We start from the raw sequence: 15,269 nt of genomic DNA on the forward strand, positions 1-15,269 counted from the left end.
CTGCTGCCGAGCAGACGCTCGGTGACTCGTATTGTCGAGGCGATGTTGTACGACGAAGGCGGAGCAGGCGCGCCGATCCTGTTGCTGCACGGACTGATGGGCAGCGCGCGCACGTGGCGCGATCAGCTGGGCTGGCTGCGCGAATACGGCCACGTCTACACCTTCGACGCCGCCGGGCACGGCAGGCCGGCGCCCGAGCGGCTGACGACCGAGGCCTTCGTCGCCGATCTGGCCGCGGGCACCGCCGCGATCGCCGAACCGATGGTGGTGATCGGGCATTCGATGGGCGCGCTGCACGGTTGGGTGTTCGCCGCGACCCACCCCGAGCGGGTGCGCGCGCTCGTGATCGAGGACATCGCGCCGGACTTCACCGGCCGCACCGCCGCGCACTGGGCCGCGATGATCGAGGCCTGGCCGCAGCCGTTTCCCGACGACGAGGCGGTGCTGTCCTTCTTCGGACCGGTCGCCGGGCGGTATTTCCTGAATTCGTTCGAGCGCGGCCCGGACGGATACCGGCTGCACGGCTCGGTCGCCACCTTCCGCGATATCTCCGAGGAGTGGGGAACGCGCGACTTCTGGCGGCACTGGCACGCGGTGCGGGTCCCCGCCCTGCTGCTGGAGGGCGAGCACAGCATCACCCCGCCGGGGCAGATGCGGCGGATGGCCGCCGCCCACCCTGGCGCCGACTACGTCCTGGTCCCTGGTGCGGGCCACCTCGTCCACGACGACCAACCCGAGCGCTATCGCGCAGAGGTCGAGCACTTCCTGCGGCGGGTGCTGGGCAGCTAGGCAATCCGGCGATTCCGTCGGGACCCGAGCCGATCCCGGTTCAGCCGAGCGCCTCCGGATGCCCGCCCTCGCCCGCCAAGGCGAACAAGCCTTCGGGCGTCTGCTCGATCAGACCGTCCACCAGCAGCGAATCCAGCGCGCGGTCGCGCTGCCCCGGGTCGCGGGTCCAGGCCAGATCGAGGCGCATCCGCTCCACCGGCCCGCTGGCGTGACGCAGCACGTCCAGCAGGCGCCCGCGCGCTTGGCGGTCGGTGCCCTCGTACTTCTGGGTGCGGCGGACGACGTCGCTGACCGGACGGCCCGCGGCCACCCACGCGCAGCTCGGCAACGGGCAGCGCGAGCAATCCGGAGTGCGGGCAGTGCACACGGTCGCGCCGAGTTCCATCAGGGCGGCGGAGAACACCGCCGCGCGATCGATCTGAAGCGGGAGCAGCGCTTCGGTCTCGAGGAGGTCCCGCGACGACGGGTTGCGCGCTTCCGCGCGCCCGTGCACCGCCCTGGCAACCACCCGGCGGACATTCGTGTCCACCACCGGTACCCGCTGACCGTAGGCGAAACAGGCGACGGCGCGCGCGGTGTAGGCCCCGATCCCGGGCAGCCCGAGCAGCACCTCCACGTCGGCGGGCACCTCGTCACCGTGCTCGGCCGCCAGCACCCTGGCGCACTCGTGCAGCCGCAGCGCGCGCCGCGGATAGCCGAGCTTGCCCCAGGCGCGCAGCACTTCGGCCTGCGACGAGGCGGCCATCGCCGAGGGGACCGGCCAGCGCGCCACCCACTCCCGCCAGATGGGTTCCACCCGCACGACCGGCGTCTGCTGCAGCATGATCTCGCTCATCAGAATCTGCCACGCGGTGACGCCGTCGCGGCGCCACGGCAGATCGCGCGCGGTCGCTCCGTACCAGTCCAGCAACGTGTCCGCGTCGATGCCCTTCGGTGCGCCGTTCCGCACTGTCCTCACTGTCCCCGTCCTACGGCCGCCAGGCGGTATTTGCCCACCCGTAACCGACCTAACTCGCTGGTAGCGCAACCATCCTGCACAATGGTCGGTATGCCGGATTCCAACCCGATCAGTGCCTGGAAGTCCCTGCGTGAAGGCAACGACCGCTTCGTCAGTGGTGCGCTGCTGCATCCTAGCCAGGGTGCCGCGGACCGGGCCAAGCTTGTCAGCGGCCAGCATCCGCACGCGATCTTGTTCGGTTGCGGTGACTCCCGAGTCGCCGCCGAATTGATCTTCGACCAAGGTCTCGGCGACATGTTCGTGGTGCGCACCGCGGGCCATGTGGTCGACAGCTCGGTGCTCGGCTCGATCGAGTACGGGGTGCAGGTGCTCAACGTGCCGCTCATCGTAGTGCTCGGGCACGACAGCTGCGGAGCCGTGAAGGCCACCATCGACGCGCTCGACGGCGGCGAGGTCCCCGGCGGGTTCATCCGCAGTGTGGTCGAGCGGGTCACCCCGTCCATCCTGGTCGGACGCCGCGAAGGACTGTCCACCGTCGACGAGATCGAGGCCAGGCACGTGGTGGAGACCAGCCGGCTGCTCATGCAGCGGTCGATGATCATCTCGCAGGCGGTCGCGACCGGCGCGTGCGCCATCGCCTCCGTGACCTACAAGCTGGCCGAGGGCAAAGTGCAGCTGCACCGGGTGGTCGGCAACATCGGCGAGGAGGCCTGAGGCCGCGATCGGCCCAGCGTGCCGGCGGAATGTACTCGCCGCCCGCAGGTGCGGGCGGCCGACACGCCGTGCCCCTGAGACGATGCGCCCGACCCTGCCCTTACCGTTGAGGCGTGCTGGAACCGAATGGACCGCTGCCACCGGAGATCTACTGGCGTCGACGCGTGTTCGCCATCGGGATCATGGTGGTCGCCCTGGCGCTGCTGATCTGGGTCGTGCTCGCGGTCGCCCGCGGCGGCGACTCGCCCGGTGACGCCCGGGCCGCCGCATCCAGCACCACGGTCGCGGCCAAGCCCGCCGACGCGGCGGCCAAGCCGTCCGGCGAGTCCGGCGCGCCGAAATCCTCCGCGGCGGCCACCGGCGTCGCGGCGGGTCCATGCCCGGACCAATCGCTGGCGATCAAGGTGACCGTCGAGCAGCCCACCTACAAGACGGGTGAGCAGCCGGTGTTCGGGATCGTCATCACCAACATCTCGGCGGTGCCGTGCACCCGCGACATGGGCTCCGGACTGCAGCAGGTTTCGGTGCACACGCTCGACGGCCAGCGGCGCCTGTGGTCGAGCACCGACTGCTATCCGGACGGCCAGCCCGACGTCCGCACGATGAGCCGCGGTGAGCAGGCGGCGTTCACGGTGACCTGGTCGGGCACCACGTCCCAGCCCAGCTGCGCGGGCGAACGCGTCCAAGTTCCCCCGGGGGCGTACAGCGTCGTCGCGCAACTCGGGTCGGTGCGCAGCATGGCCGAACCGTTCAACATCGCGTAGGACGCGGCGGTCAGCTGGCGGCCTCTTCGGGGGCAGCGCGTAGCTTGCGCAGGCCCGCTATGCGGATGGCGGAGCGGAGGTCGGTGACCTCGTGGATCTTCATGGTGCTTTTCACCGGCGCGAGACCGGGCGGGACCAGGGCGGTGGTGAAGCCGAGACGTTCGGCCTCGGCCAGCCTGCGGTTGAGGCCGGTCACTTTGCGGACCTCGCCCGCGAGCCCGACCTCGCCGAGGATCACCCAGCCCGGCGGAATCGGGACGTCGGACTCGGCGCTGGCGATGGCGAGCGCGATGGCGAGGTCGGCGGACGGCTCGATCAGGCGCATGCCGCCGACCGTCGCGGCGTAGACGTCGCTCTTGCCGAGAAACACCCTGCCCCGGCTCTGCAGGACGGCCAGGACCATGGCGACCCGGTTGTAGTCCAGGCCGCTCACCGCGCGGCGCGGCTGCGGGATCTCGGTCTTCACGGTCAGGCCCTGTACCTCGCCGACCAGCGGGCGCTTGCCGTCCATCGCGACGGTCACCGCCGTGCCCGGCACGGAATCCGTCCGATGGTGCAGGAACAGGCCGGACGGGTCGTCGACGCAGGCGATGCCGTCCTCGTGCAACTCGAAACATCCCACCTCGTCGGCGCTGCCGAAGCGGTTCTTGATGCCGCGCACCATGCGCAGTGTGGAGTTCTTGTCGCCTTCGAACTGCAGCACCACGTCGACCAGGTGCTCGAGCGTGCGCGGCCCCGCGACATTGCCGTCCTTGGTGACGTGCCCGACCAGCAGCACCGCGATCCCGCTCGCCTTGGCCAGCGAGGTCAGCGCGGCGGTCACCTCTCGGACCTGAGTGACGCCGCCGATCACGCCGTCCACCGCCGGGGCCAGCATCGTCTGCACCGAGTCGACCACCAGCAGCGTCGGCCGCACCTGCTCGACGTGCCCGAGCACGATCGACAGGTCCGATTCCGCGGCCAGATAGACCCGGTCGTGCACCGCGCCGGTGCGATCGGCCCGCAACCGGACCTGCCCCGCCGACTCCTCGGCGGTGACGTACAACGACTTCTCCTCGCGCTGGGCGGCCCAGCGATGCGCCACCTCGAGCAGCAGCGTCGACTTGCCTACCCCGGGCTCGCCGGACAGCAACACCACCGAGCCGGGCACCACCCCGCCGCCGAGCACCCGGTCCAGCTCGCTGACGCCGGTCGGCCGCGCCCGGGTGATCTTGGAATCGATCTGTGAGATCGGTGCGGCAGCGGTACTGGGCAACATCGCCTTCCGCCCGGGAGCCCCGACCGCCCCCGCCCCGGCGACTACCTCGTCGACGGTGCCCCAGGCCCCGCACTCAGGGCACTTGCCCACCCACTTGGCGACCTCATGGGAACAGGCGGAGCAGCGAAAGGTCGGCTTGGTCTTTGCCACAGGGGCACCATACGCATCACCCCCGACAATCTGGTTTTCCCGCACCTACGGCGCGAACACGCCGCGCCGCAGGTGCGGGAAATCGAACACCGCTCAGTGACCGCCGGTGTGCTCGGCTTCGGCCGGGCCGGACTTGTCGGACTCGTGGCGCTCGGTGTGCTGTCCGGCGTCGACCGGGACCTGGACCTGCACGGTGCCGTTCTGCTTGAAGTTGAACGAGACGTTGTAGGTGAGGCCCGGGGTGACGTCCCGGGTGAGGCCGGTGATCTCGATCAGGATGGGGTTGGCCTCCGGGTCGTCGGAGGCGGCCGGGGAGCCGTGCTCGCCCGCGCCGTGCGAATCGGCGGTGGTGGTCGGCGCGGCGGAGCGCGACGCGGAGGTGGGCGCGGCGGCGCTCGTGGTCGGCGCGGCGCTGGTGGTGGACGCGGCTTCGCGCTTGACCGGCTGGCCGGCCGCGACGACGGTCTGCTGCGGGGCGAGCTCGACGACGGACTTACCAGAGGCCGGGGTGATCTTGACGGTGCCGAGGTCGGTGGTGATGCTGGTCAGCTCGTCCTTGACGGATTCGCCGTTGTTGATGATGGACAGCGCGATGAGCGCCTTGCCGCCCTTGGCGTTGTTGTACGCGCCGCCTTCGGTCGGGTACACGATGTGCACATTGCGCAGCGCGATGCGGCCGACGTCGGCGTGGTTGCCGTTCACGGCGGCGACCTGCTCCGCGGTCTGCGAGATCTGGCCCGCGCCGCACCCGGACAGCGCGAGCGCCGCTCCGGCGGCGAGTGCGGCAACCGTCACCATGCGACGTCGCGCCCCCTTCGGGGCGGTCACAGCTTTCAGGGCAGTCACGGGTTGTCCCTCCATGTCGACCGGGCTCTGGCTCCGCGCGGGAGCGTAGTAACTAGGCAGCGTAGTAGTTCCCTCGGCGGACCGGGCGCGGGGGCTGTGTGGAACGCGGGCGCCCGCGTCCGATGCGCGCCAGGGACGTGCCGCGGGGCACTGGACACCCGTGCCGACACCCGCCGGTTCGGTAACGGTTCGGTCGAGCTTCGGAGGTTGCCGCGAAGGTGCCGGCGCGCGGGCGGCGAGCGGCGCGGAACAAGCCGGGAGATAACCCCTTCTGGCACAACGTAATGCACACCGCCTGGCATCTGTCAAGCCCCACGGTCGCCTCGTTGTGGCCCTGACCTGCACAGTTGATCGCGCCGTTATCGAGTCGCATGTTAAACTGTGAACATCGAAAGGGGCACGGGACACATGATTTTTAAGGTCGGAGACACCGTCGTTTACCCCCACCACGGAGCGGCGCTGATCGAAGCAATCGAGACTCGCACCATCAAGGGTGAGCAAAAAGAGTATCTGGTCCTGAAGGTCGCCCAAGGCGATCTCACTGTTCGGGTTCCCGCGGAGAACGCCGAATACGTCGGCGTGCGTGACGTCGTGGGTCAGGAGGGTCTCGATCGGGTCTTCCAGGTGCTTCGCGCGCCGCATACGGAGGAGCCGACCAACTGGTCCCGCCGCTACAAGGCCAACCTGGAGAAGCTCGCCTCCGGCGATGTGAACAAGGTGGCCGAGGTCGTCCGCGATCTGTGGCGCCGGGAACAGGACCGCGGCCTGTCCGCGGGTGAGAAGCGCATGCTCGCCAAGGCCCGGCAGATTCTTGTCGGTGAGCTCGCGCTGGCCGAAGGCACCGATGACGGCAAGGCCGAGACCCTGCTCGACGAGGTCCTCGCAGCGGCTTCCTGACCGTGAACAAATTCGACAACGGTGTCCGTTCCACCGACGGACCCGTCGTTGCTCTGGTGCCTGCCGCCGGTCGTGGCGTGCGTCTGGGTGAATCCACACCCAAGGCGTTCGTCCCGGTCGGCGGCACGCCCATGGTCCGGCTCGCCGTCGAAGGCTTGATCGCCTCCGGCGCGGTCGACCGGATCATCGTGATGGTTCCCACCGAACTCGTCGACAGCGCCGTTGCCCTGCTGCCGCCCACGAGTTCGGTTCAGGTGGTCGTCGGCGGCGCCGAACGCATCGACTCGGTGCGGGCGGGTATCGCCGCGGCGCCCGACGCCGCCTTCTTCCTGGTGCACGATGCCGCCCGAGCCCTCACGCCGCCCGAACTCATCGCTCGGGTCGCGGCGGAACTGCGCGCGGGCCGTCCCGCGGTGGTTCCGGGACTCCCGGTGGCCGACACCATCAAGTCCGTCGACGCGGCCGGTGCGGTGACCGGTACTCCGGACCGCGCGCGGTTGCGCGCCATCCAGACGCCGCAGGGTTTCGCGGCCGATCTGCTGCGCTCCGCCTACGCGCCCGAGGGCATCCAGGCCACCGACGACGCGGGGCTGGTCGAGCGGCTCGGCGTCGCGGTCCACACCATTCCCGGCGATCCGCTGGCCTTCAAGATCACCACCCCGCTCGACCTCCGGCTCGCGGGCGCGGTGCTCGACGGCGCGGGCCTGGGACAGGCGGTGGCGCCGTGACCATGCGCGTCGGCATCGGCAGTGACGTCCATCCGGTCGAAGCGGGCAGGCCCTGCTGGATGGCCGGTCTGCTGTTCGACGGCGACGACGGCTGCGCCGGTCACTCGGACGGCGACGTCGCCGCGCACGCGTTGTGCGACGCGCTGCTGTCCGCGGCGGGTCTCGGCGATGTCGGCGCGGTCTTCGGCACCGGGCGCCCGGAATGGGCGGGCGTCTCCGGCGCGGCGATGCTGAAGGAAGTGCGCAGGCTACTGGACGAAGCGGGCTTCGAAGTGGTCAACGCCGCGGTGCAGGTGATCGGCAACCGACCCAAGATCGGGCCCCGGCGCGCCGAAGCGCAGCAGGTGCTCGGCGAGCTGCTCGCGGCCCCGGTCTCGGTGTCCGGCACCACCACCGACGGGCTCGGCCTCACCGGTCGCGGCGAGGGTGTCGCCGCCGTGGCGACGGCACTGCTGCAAGCCTGTCGTTGATCCAGCTCCGACGGACCCGAGCCGGTCCGTGAACGACCTTATACACCAGCTAGGATCGACTGCCGTGACGCTGCGCCTCTTTGACACCGACACGCGGACCGTGCGCGATTTCGCACCCTTGGTCCCCGGCCGTGCCTCGGTGTACCTCTGTGGCGCCACCGTGCAGGGTCAGCCGCACATCGGCCATGTGCGCAGCGGAGTCGCGTTCGACGTGCTGCGACGCTGGCTGCTGGCGCACGACTTCGACGTCTGGTTCATCCGCAACGTCACCGATATCGAGGACAAGATCCTCACCAAGGCCGCCGAGGCGGACCGCCCGTGGTGGGAGTGGGCCGCCACGCACGAGCGCGCCTTCGATCGCGCCTACGAACAGCTCGGTGTGCTGCCGCCGTCCGCGGAGCCGCGCGCGACCGGCCACATCACCCAGATGGTCGAGATGATGCAGCGGCTGATCGATCGCGGGCACGCCTACGCCTCGGCGGGCAACGTCTACTTCGACGTCGTCAGCTACCCCGATTACGGCAAGCTGTCCGGGCACCGGCTCGACGACGTGCACCAGGGCGAGAGCGCGGGTGAGGGCAAACGCGATCCGCGCGACTTCACCCTGTGGAAAGCGGCCAAGCCGGGCGAGCCGACCTGGCCGTCGCCGTGGGGTCCCGGCCGCCCGGGGTGGCACCTGGAGTGCTCCGCGATGGCCGGGTTCTACCTCGGCGCCGAATTCGACATCCATTGCGGCGGTATGGATCTCGTGTTCCCGCACCACGAGAACGAGATCGCCCAGTCGAAGGGGGCCGGTGACGGCTTCGCCAGGTACTGGCTGCACAACGGCTGGGTGACCATGGGCGGGGAGAAGATGTCCAAGTCGTTGGGCAACGTGCTCTCCGTGCCGAACGTGCTCGAGCAGGTGCGCGCCGTCGAGCTGCGGTTCTATCTGGGCAGCGCGCACTACCGCTCGATGCTGGAGTACTCGGACAAGGCGCTGCACGATGCGGCGCAGTCCTACCAGCGCATCGAGGCGTTCGTGAACCGCGTGATGGACCGAGCCGGTGAGATTCCGGTGGGCAAGTGGACCGACGCGTTCGCCGCCGCCCTCGACGACGATCTCGCGGTGCCGAAGGCGCTGGCGGAGATTCATCGCGTAGTGCACGAGGGCAACAAGGCGTTGGAGGCCGGCGCGATCGACTCGGCGCGTGACTCGGCCGGTCAGGTGCGGGCCATGCTCGCCGTTCTCGGGGTCGACCCGCTGGACCCGCACTGGTACGCCCCGAGCGATTCCTCGGCCGCGCTCGGCGCCCTCGACGTGCTGGTGCGCGCGGAACTCGACCGCCGCCAGGAAGCGCGCGCCACGAAGGACTGGGCGACCGCCGACGCCGTGCGCGATCGCCTGCAGTCGGCGGGCATCGAGGTCACCGACACCGCCAACGGTCCCGAATGGGCGCTCGGCGCTCCGCAATCCGGAAAGGCCCAGTGATGGCAGGCAATTCGCAGCGCCGCGGTGCGGTACGCAAGAGCGGCACCAAGAAGGGCGCCGTGGTCGGCTCCGGCGGCAAGCGCAGGCGCGGATTGGAGGGGCGCGGCGCCACCCCGCCCGCCGAGATGCGGACCAAGCATCCCGCCGCCAAGCGCGCGGCCGCGAAAGCCAAGGCCGCGCAAGCTCACACGACCCCGCGCGGCGGCGCGGGCCGCCCCGCCGGCCGGAAGGCCGACGACGGTCCGGAACTGGTGCTCGGGCGCAATCCGGTGGTCGAGTGCCTGCGCGCGGGCGTGCCCGCGACGGCGCTCTACGTCGCGGTCGGCACCGAGAACGACGAGCGGTTGACCGAGAGCGTGCGGCTCGCCGCGGACACCGGCATCTCCATCCTGGAGGTCCCGCGCACCGACCTGGACCGGTTGAGCGCCAACGGATTGCATCAGGGCGTCGCGCTTCAGGTGCCGCCGTATCGCTACGCCCACCCGGACGACCTGCTGGATCGGGCACGCGGTTCCGCGCAGCCCGCCCTGCTGGTCGCGCTGGACAACATCTCCGACCCGCGCAACCTCGGCGCGGTGGTGCGTTCGGTGGCGGCCTTCGGCGGCCACGGCGTCCTGATTCCGCAGCGGCGCAGCGCGAGCGTCACCGCGGTGGCCTGGCGTACCAGCGCGGGCGCCGCCGCGCGGCTTCCGGTCGCCCGCGCGACGAATCTCACACGCACTCTGAAGGATTGGGCTTCCCAGGGCGTACAGATCGTCGGCTTGGACGCCGGAGGCAACACCTCGCTGGACGATTTCGACGGCCGCGAGCCCACCGTGATCGTGGTCGGTTCGGAGGGCAAAGGGCTGTCCCGCCTGGTCCGGGAGTCCTGCGACGCCATCCTGTCGATTCCGATGGCGGGGCCGGTGGAATCGCTGAACGCGTCGGTGGCCGCCGGTGTGGTGCTCTCCGAAGTCGCCCGCCAGCGCCGCGCCTGAGCGTCTCGTACGCCTAAAAACCCGGAGAGGCGGCCCCGCCCAGTAGAATTCGGCTGGTGGTGATACCCAATCAGCCCATTGGCGCGCCGGTCGAGCATCCGAACGCGACGGCGGTGTTGTTTCTCGGCGCGGCGAGCGTCCTCTGCTGCGGGGTGCTCGGGCCGGTGGCGTGGGCGCTGGGGCGGCGTGCGCTCGACCAGATCGAGGAATCCGGCGGCGCGTACGGTGGCCGGGCCCAGGTGCTGGTCGGCTACGTCCTCGGCGTCGTCGGCACCGTCCTGATGATCATCTTCGCCGTGCTGTTCCTGTTGATCCTGATCGGCGGTAATGCTTGAGCGATGCCGAGGGCCGCGCAGGGCCGCCGTACCGGCGGGGCCTAGTCCAGACTCGGCCGCTCACGCTCCGCGGCATCCCAGGCGGGCCACTCCGAGCTGACGCTGCCCGACCAGCTGGGCTGCCTGCGATCCCGGAACGCGGCCATGGCCTCGCCGCCGTCGATGCTCTTGCTCGCGTGCTGATTGAGTTCGCTTTCCCATTGGCCGACCACGGCCGGGCTCATCCCCAGCCCTTCCCAGAGCAGCCGCTTGGACAGTGCCACCGGTAGCGGCGCCGAGCCGTTCGCGATGTCGTGCGCGACGGCCAGCGCGGTGGGTAGCACCTCGCCCGCGGGCAGTGAGCCGTTGGCCAGGCCCATCGCCTTCGCCTCGTCACCGTCGAACGTGCGACCGGTCAGCATGATGTCGGCGGCGTTGGCCATGCCGACGAGCCTGGGTAGCGTCCAGTGCGCGTAGCCGTCGGCGAGGACGCCGCGGCGCACCTGATTCAGCCCGTACACCGCGTCGCGCGCCAGATACCGCAGGTCGCACTGCAGTGCCAGGGCCAGGCCGATGCCGACCGCGTGGCCGTTCACGGCGGCGATCACCGGTTTGCGCACCCGCCAGGGCGGGGGGTCGATGGTGGCGCTGACCTCGCCCACCCGGTTGGATAGGTCCGCGCCCGCGCAGAACGCGGGCGGGGTGCCGGTGACGACCACGGCGCGAATGGCGTCTTCCGCATCGCAGCGCTGCAACGCCGCGCCCAATTCGGCGGCCATCGTGGGCGTGAAGGCGTTCTGCTGGGCGGGCCGGTTGAGCGTGAGCACGGCGACGCCTCGTGAGACATCGACGTGCAGTTCCGAACTCATGCCACAGGATGTTAGCCGACGGACGCGGAGCTGACCCGGGGCCGAAAGTCCTCCGCTATCCGCGCAGCACCTTGCGCCCGATGGCGTACTTGTGCACCTCGGTCGGCCCGTCGTAGAGCCGGAAGGCGCGCATGTCCCGGAAAATCATCTCGACGACCGTCTCGTCGCTGATGCCGATGCCGCCGAGCACCTGCACGCAGCGGTCGGCGACCTTGAACAGTTCCTCGGATACGAACGACTTGGCGATCGAACTCTCGTGCCGCGCCTTCTCGCCGTTGTCCATCAGCCAGCACGCGTGCCAGATGGTCAGCCTGCACTGGTGCAGCGCGATCTCGTTGTCGGCGAGCATGAACGACACACCCTCGTGTTCGCCGATCGGTTTGCCGAACGCGGTGCGGGTGCGCGCGTGCTCGATCGCGATGCTCTGGGCGCGTTCGGCGGCGCCGAGCCAGCGCATGCAGTGGGTCAGGCGGGCCGGGGCGAGCCGGAGCTGGGCATAGCGCAGCGCCTGGCCCGCCTCGCCCAGCAGCGCCTCCCTGGGCAGCACCAGATTGTCGAAGCGGACCACACCGTGCCCGGCGACGTAGTTGCGGTCCATCGTGTTCATGGTGCGTTCGATGACGATGCCGGGCTGGTCGCCCTCGGCCAGGAACAGCGTGGGGCCCTCGGGTAGGTGCGGGTTGGCGGCCAGGCGAGCCATGATGATCCAGGTCTTCGCGCCGTTCGCGCCGGTGATCAGCCATTTGCGGCCGTTGATGGTGAAGTTCTCGCCGTCGAAGGTCGCCGCGGTGGCCAGCTGGGCCGGGTCGGAGCCTGCGCCGTCGGGCTCGGTCATGGCGAAGACCGAACGCTGGTGGCCCGCGACCACGGGGGCCAGGTAGCGCTGGACCTGGTCGGGGTCGGCCACCTTGGACAGCAGGAACATGTTGCCCTCGTCGGGCGCCGCGCAGTTCATGGCGACCGGGCCGAGCGTGGACCAGCCCGCCGCCTCGTAGATCACCGCCTGCTCGATGTGGGTCAGGCCGCGCCCGCCGAGCGATTCGGGCGCCTGCACGGTGAGCAGCTTCTCGGCGCGGGCGAGTTCGACGAGTTCCTGCCGCAACTCGTCGGTCGGGCCGTGCGCGGTCAGGCGGGGGTCCCGCTCGTAGGGGACGATCTTGTCGATGACGAAGCGGCGTACTCGGTCGCGTTCGGCGGCGAGGTCGGCGGGAATCGCGAAGTCGATCATCGTTGGTCACCATTCGTTCGGGGGCGCGATGGGTCGAGCATACGAAAGCATCCAGCGACGACTGAAGGCGACTGCCATCAATGGTGTCCCGTTTCTGGGGTTGCGCTCTGAGCTGCGCTGATAATCGCTGGGATGTGGTCTCGGACCGGTGCAAGAACTCACCATTGCCGCCGTCTCTCCCAGCTGCCGATCACGCGGGCAGCGGTGGGCGCGTCGGAGGACAGGCAGGCGGTATCCGAGCGGCATCAGTCCGAGAATGGCGGCTCGAAATGGGCCGATGGACATGGCGGATCGCCGCTTTCGGGCGGCGCCGCCGGGAGGCGCCGCGATGCGCCGCGATGCGCCAGAAGGTGCCGGGAGGTGCCGGGAGGCACTGCGATGCGCCGGGAGGCGCTGCTATGCGCCGGGAGGTGCCGCAAGAGTCGCGATGCGCCAGAAGGTGTCGTGAGGTGCCGCGATGCGCCAGAAGATGTCGGGAGGCGCTGCGATGCGCCGGGGAGCGCGGGATGGGCAGCGGAACCGAGTTCGAGAGGCGCAGCGGATCTCAGCGGGCGCGGGCGAGGCGGCGGTTGCGGCTGCCGAGCACGCGGCAGGCGAGGTAGATCAGGAACGAGATGGTCGTCACGAAGGTCGAAACGGGGACGCCCGGCGCGAGCGAAAGCAGGATGCCGCCGACAGCGGCGACTTCCGCGAACACCACCGCGAGCGCCGTCGCGCGGACCGGGTCCGCGGTGAGCTGGGCGGCCGCGGCGGCCGGGGTGATCAGCAAGGCGAGGACCAGCAGTGCGCCGACGATCTGCACGCCGAACGCCGCCGTGATGCCGAGCAGCACGGCGAACACGATGGACAGCGCCCGCACCGGAACACCGCGCGCCACGGCCACTTCTGGATCGGAACTGGCGAACAGCAGCGGCCGGTAGACGACCGCGAGCACCGCGATGACCGCGGCGGTGCAGACGGCGAGCAGGCCGAGGCCGTTGTTGCCGACGCTGACCACCTGGCCGGTCAACAGCGAGAATTTCGATCCCGCGCGGTCGGGACCCAGCCACAGGAACAGCACCGAGAGACCCAGCCCGAACGAGAGCACCACGGCGATCACCGAATCGCGCTCGCGTGCCCGGGTGCCGAGCAGGCCGAACAACACCGCCGCGACCACCGACCCCGCGATGGCCCCCAGACCGACCCCCACACCCGCCAGCAGCGCGGCGGCGGCGCCGGTCAGGGACAACTCGCTGGTGCCGTGCACGGCGAACGACATCTGCCTGCTGATGATGAGCGGGCCGATCACTCCCGACAGCAGCCCGAGCAGGGCAGCGGCGACCAGCGCCTGCTGGACGAATCCGTAGGACAGCAGGTTCGCGGTGGTGCCGAAGTCGAGCATCTTGCCGAGGACGCCGGAGAGCTTGTCGGTCACGAGCGCACTCCACTCTCGTCCGGGTCGGCGGCCGACGGGGTCGTGTGGTCGCCGTTGCCGTCCGCAGCAGGCGCGTGGTGCGCCGAGGCTGACGCGACCGAGGTCTTGGCGTGGCCGGGAACCGTGCGGCCCGGCGCTACGTCATCGGTTGCCGCATTGCGGGCGGCAACGTCGCCGTTAGGGCCATCGGGTGCCGCGTGAGGCGGTGGTTTCGCGGCGGTCGACCGGCCCGGTGTCGATTCGGCAGCGGCGGAGCCGTTCGATGCCGGTTCGCCGGTTCTCGGATCGTTCGATGGCGAGGTGCCGGTCGCGGTGTGATGGTCCGACGACCGGACGGAAGCCGGGTGCGCAGCGGGCATGATGCTCGGTCGTTGAGCGGGGGGAGCGCCGTTGGTCATCGGGTCGGGGGCTGCCGACGGTCGGTCGGTTGCTTGTGAGTCGGGCCCGGTCGTGTGGCCCGTCTTCATCGACTCGTCCGCTTCGCTCGATATCGCTGACCCATCCGGCGCGGTGTCGCCGTGCGCGAATTCGTCGCCCGCCGGGCCGTGACAGTGCCCGCCCGCGGTGCCGAGCGCGTCCATCGTGTCGCCGGTGCCGACGACCACCAGACGCCCGCGTACCCGCAGGACGTCCACCTGGGTGCGGTACAGCTCCGACAGCACCGCCGAGGTCATCACCTGCTCCGGCGTGCCGATCCGGAATCTGCCGTCGACCAGGTAGAGCACTCGATCCACCAGGGGCAGAATCGGATTGATCTCGTGCGTCACGAAGAGCACGGCGGTGTCGTGGGTGCGCCTGCGGCGATCGATCAGTTCGGCGACCAGGCGCTGATTCGCCAGGTCGAGGCTGAGCAACGGCTCGTCGCACAGCAGCACCTTCGGATCGCCGACGAGTGCCTGGGCCACCCGCAGGCGTTGCTGCTCGCCGCCGGACATCGATTCCAGCGGCGCGTGGGCGAAGCGCTCCGCTCCGACGTCGGCGATGGCCGCGGCCACCTTGCGCTTGCGCTCGGCGCGGGAGCGCAGACCGAGCCCCCAGCGATGGCCGTCGACGCCGAGCCCGACGAGATCGACGCCGCGCAACTGCACCCCGGCGTCGATCGTCTTCTGCTGCGGCACGTAGCCGATGTCGTGATTGCCCGCGCGCGCGGGCGAGCCCGCGATCCGCGCCGTGCCGGAACTCAAGCCGACCTGGCCCAGCAGCACCTTCAGCAGCGAGGTCTTGCCCGATCCGTTCGGCCCGAGTATCGCGACGAATTCGCCCGGCGCGACGGTGAGATCCAGTCCGTCCCAGAGGGTTCGGTCGCCGAATGAGAGGCGGGCGGCCTCCAGCCGCACCGCGGCCGAGTCGTCGTCGCTGGTCGGTCGCCGCCGGTCCACCCCGTCGGTGTGCTCGGTCAGCGCGGCTCCCTCGGTCATCTGC

The 15,269-nt window shown here is 70.3% G+C and carries 15 protein-coding genes and 1 pseudogene; 9 read left to right on the top strand and 7 right to left on the bottom strand.

Going from position 1 to position 15,269, the window contains the following annotated elements; translation table 11 throughout:
* Window positions 1–42 precede the first annotated feature (42 nt).
* Window positions 43–789, top strand: a complete 747-nt coding sequence (locus NNI01S_RS23085) for an alpha/beta fold hydrolase (RefSeq protein ID WP_063022219.1) — start codon at window positions 43–45, stop codon at window positions 787–789.
* 40 nt (window positions 790–829) lie between these two features.
* Here the strand turns inward: NNI01S_RS23085 and NNI01S_RS23090 are convergent, their stop codons facing one another.
* Window positions 830–1,747: an HhH-GPD family protein gene (locus NNI01S_RS23090; RefSeq protein ID WP_281180677.1), complete on the bottom strand. Its 918-nt coding sequence runs from the start codon at window positions 1,745–1,747 to the stop codon at window positions 830–832.
* Between the two features lie 90 nt (window positions 1,748–1,837).
* Between NNI01S_RS23090 and NNI01S_RS23095 the strand changes: the two genes are divergently transcribed.
* On the top strand, window positions 1,838–2,461 hold the full coding sequence (locus tag NNI01S_RS23095; protein ID WP_063022306.1) for a carbonic anhydrase: 624 nt from the start codon (window positions 1,838–1,840) through the stop codon (window positions 2,459–2,461).
* Between the two features lie 113 nt (window positions 2,462–2,574).
* The gene (locus NNI01S_RS23100; protein ID WP_063022220.1) at window positions 2,575–3,225 is read left to right on the top strand and encodes a hypothetical protein; all 651 of its coding nucleotides are present in this window, start codon (window positions 2,575–2,577) and stop codon (window positions 3,223–3,225) included.
* 10 nt (window positions 3,226–3,235) lie between these two features.
* Here NNI01S_RS23100 and radA read toward each other — a convergent pair whose 3' ends face one another.
* Together radA and NNI01S_RS23110 are read right to left on the bottom strand one after the other, a co-directional pair.
* Entirely contained in the window at window positions 3,236–4,633 is a 1,398-nt protein-coding gene (radA, locus tag NNI01S_RS23105) for a DNA repair protein RadA (RefSeq protein WP_063022221.1), read from the bottom strand.
* Between the two features lie 93 nt (window positions 4,634–4,726).
* Window positions 4,727–5,479, bottom strand: coding sequence for a copper chaperone PCu(A)C domain-containing protein (locus tag NNI01S_RS23110; RefSeq protein WP_369689675.1), 753 nt, complete (start codon window positions 5,477–5,479; stop codon window positions 4,727–4,729).
* A gap of 408 nt (window positions 5,480–5,887) precedes the next feature.
* Here NNI01S_RS23110 and carD point away from each other — a divergent pair, with 408 nt between their 5' ends.
* From carD to NNI01S_RS23140, 6 genes are all read left to right on the top strand, one after another.
* Window positions 5,888–6,376, top strand: coding sequence for an RNA polymerase-binding transcription factor CarD (carD, locus tag NNI01S_RS23115; protein ID WP_011206964.1), 489 nt, complete (start codon window positions 5,888–5,890; stop codon window positions 6,374–6,376).
* 2 nt (window positions 6,377–6,378) lie between these two features.
* On the top strand, window positions 6,379–7,104 hold the full coding sequence (ispD, locus tag NNI01S_RS23120; protein ID WP_063022223.1) for a 2-C-methyl-D-erythritol 4-phosphate cytidylyltransferase: 726 nt from the start codon (window positions 6,379–6,381) through the stop codon (window positions 7,102–7,104).
* Window positions 7,105–7,106: 2 nt separating this feature from the next.
* Window positions 7,107–7,574 (top strand): 2-C-methyl-D-erythritol 2,4-cyclodiphosphate synthase, encoded by a 468-nt coding sequence (gene ispF / locus NNI01S_RS23125; RefSeq protein ID WP_063022307.1) that lies wholly within the window; start codon window positions 7,107–7,109, stop codon window positions 7,572–7,574.
* A gap of 64 nt (window positions 7,575–7,638) precedes the next feature.
* A complete protein-coding gene (gene cysS, locus NNI01S_RS23130; protein ID WP_063022224.1) occupies window positions 7,639–9,045 on the top strand; it encodes a cysteine--tRNA ligase in 1,407 nt (468 codons plus the stop codon).
* Window positions 9,045–10,022, top strand: a complete 978-nt coding sequence (gene rlmB, locus NNI01S_RS23135; protein WP_063022225.1) for a 23S rRNA (guanosine(2251)-2'-O)-methyltransferase RlmB — start codon at window positions 9,045–9,047, stop codon at window positions 10,020–10,022. Before cysS ends, rlmB begins: the two co-directional genes overlap by 1 nt.
* 56 nt (window positions 10,023–10,078) lie before the next feature.
* Window positions 10,079–10,357: a hypothetical protein gene (locus NNI01S_RS23140; protein ID WP_063022226.1), complete on the top strand. Its 279-nt coding sequence runs from the start codon at window positions 10,079–10,081 to the stop codon at window positions 10,355–10,357.
* 41 nt (window positions 10,358–10,398) lie between these two features.
* Here the strand turns inward: NNI01S_RS23140 and NNI01S_RS23145 are convergent, their stop codons facing one another.
* From NNI01S_RS23145 to NNI01S_RS23160, 4 genes and pseudogenes are all read right to left on the bottom strand, one after another.
* The gene (locus NNI01S_RS23145; protein WP_063022227.1) at window positions 10,399–11,205 is read right to left on the bottom strand and encodes an enoyl-CoA hydratase/isomerase family protein; all 807 of its coding nucleotides are present in this window, start codon (window positions 11,203–11,205) and stop codon (window positions 10,399–10,401) included.
* A gap of 55 nt (window positions 11,206–11,260) precedes the next feature.
* On the bottom strand, window positions 11,261–12,433 hold the full coding sequence (locus NNI01S_RS23150) for an acyl-CoA dehydrogenase family protein (RefSeq protein ID WP_063022228.1): 1,173 nt from the start codon (window positions 12,431–12,433) through the stop codon (window positions 11,261–11,263).
* A gap of 544 nt (window positions 12,434–12,977) precedes the next feature.
* Window positions 12,978–13,847 carry a metal ABC transporter permease gene (locus NNI01S_RS23155; RefSeq protein WP_063022229.1) on the bottom strand — a complete coding sequence of 290 codons (870 nt, stop codon included), beginning with the start codon at window positions 13,845–13,847 and terminating at the stop codon, window positions 12,978–12,980.
* A gap of 554 nt (window positions 13,848–14,401) precedes the next feature.
* Window positions 14,402–15,265 (bottom strand): annotated as a pseudogene (locus NNI01S_RS23160) (metal ABC transporter ATP-binding protein); the annotation flags it as partial.
* Window positions 15,266–15,269 lie beyond the last annotated feature (4 nt).

This window comes from Nocardia niwae NBRC 108934 = DSM 45340 (assembly GCF_001613465.1).
Classification (GTDB): domain Bacteria; phylum Actinomycetota; class Actinomycetes; order Mycobacteriales; family Mycobacteriaceae; genus Nocardia; species Nocardia niwae.